This is a genomic window from Chryseobacterium sp. 2TAF14, assembly GCF_052115105.1.
Taxonomy (GTDB): domain Bacteria; phylum Bacteroidota; class Bacteroidia; order Flavobacteriales; family Weeksellaceae; genus Chryseobacterium.
This window is the reverse complement of record NZ_JBFRGA010000321.1, coordinates 1-1,348: the sequence shown is the minus strand read 5'-3', so window position 1 is coordinate 1,348 and position 1,348 is coordinate 1. Positions and strand designations below refer to the sequence as shown.

Annotated in this window: 1 protein-coding gene; it reads left to right on the top strand. The window is 32.9% G+C overall.

Annotation, left to right across the window (positions count from 1 at the left end):
• Positions 1–42: 42 nt before the first annotated feature.
• The coding region (locus AB4Y90_RS17915; RefSeq protein ID WP_441558918.1) for a DUF3526 domain-containing protein at positions 43–1,348 on the top strand (1,306 nt) is incomplete at its 3' end.

Here is a 1,348-nt window from a genome sequence, read left to right as displayed (position 1 = left end):
GTATTAGTAGAAATCAATGCTAAAAATTTAAAACTCATCTAAATGAATCATTACTTATATAAACAATTTTATAGAAATAAGGCTTACATAATTTCACTTTTGATCTTACTTTTTGCAGGTCTGGCTTCTTTATATACTGGTAAAAAATTTGTTGACCGAAACGAGGAAATCATAGCTAAAAGCGCATCTTACCAAAAGAAAAGTCTCAATAAGAATATCGCATTGCACAGTGATGATATTGGGCTTCTACTCTATTACGTGAAGTTTAATTTGGTCAATGAAATGCCAAAACTTGCCGCTTTGAACATCGGAATGCGGGATTTGAATCCATCTATTCAAGGCGTAACCATTCGAAATCTGGAAGAGCAGAAAAACAATTCTGATTTTTTCAATCCAGCCAATGCAGCAGTAGGAAATTTTGACTTTAGTTTTGTAATCATCTTTCTTTTCCCATTAGTCATCATCGCATTCTGTTACAATTTGATTTCGGAAGACCAGGAAAAAGGCACCTGGAAATTGCTTTCGGTACAAAGCAGTAATCTTAGAAAATTGATTGATTCAAATTTATTGATACGCTTTTTTGCCATTACAATTTTGTATTTTCTACTGATTCTGATTGCTCAATTTTATATTCAAATGCCTTTAGATAAATCCTATTTCATTTTCATTCTGACAGGTTTGCTTTACATTATTTTTTGGTTTGTTCTGTGCAGATGGATTATCGGTTTTCAAAAATCATCATCTTGGAATGCCCTTGCATTGGTTATTTTCTGGATGGCAATGAATTTCATTATTCCAATGACAGGAAATATGATTATTCAAAAAATGTATCCTGCTAAAGAGGGTTTAAAGGCACTAATCGAACAGCGTGAAGGTTATCACAATAAATGGGACGAAGCCAAAACGCCAACGATACAGAAATTCCATAAGATTTATCCTCAGTTTAGTCAATACAATGTGGACGAAAACAGTGGTTATTCTTATACCTGGTATTACGCAATGCAACATCTTGGCGATGTAGAGTCGGCTAAATCTTCCAAAGAATACCACTTTAAAATGCAGAAACGAAATGATGCTGCTACCTATCTAGGATATTTTCTTCCTAATATTCATACACAATTATCACAAAGTTTAGTTGCAAAAACGGGTATGGAAAATCAGCTGAATTATGCCGAAGGTTTGAAAAAATTTCATGAAGACCAACGATTGTATTTCTATCCCTATATTTTTTCAAAACAGAATGGGAATTTTATTGACTGGACCAAACAGAAAGTTAAAACTTTTGAAGACTTAGGAAAAAACAATCATTTACAGATTCTAATTCCATACATAATCATCATCACTTTAC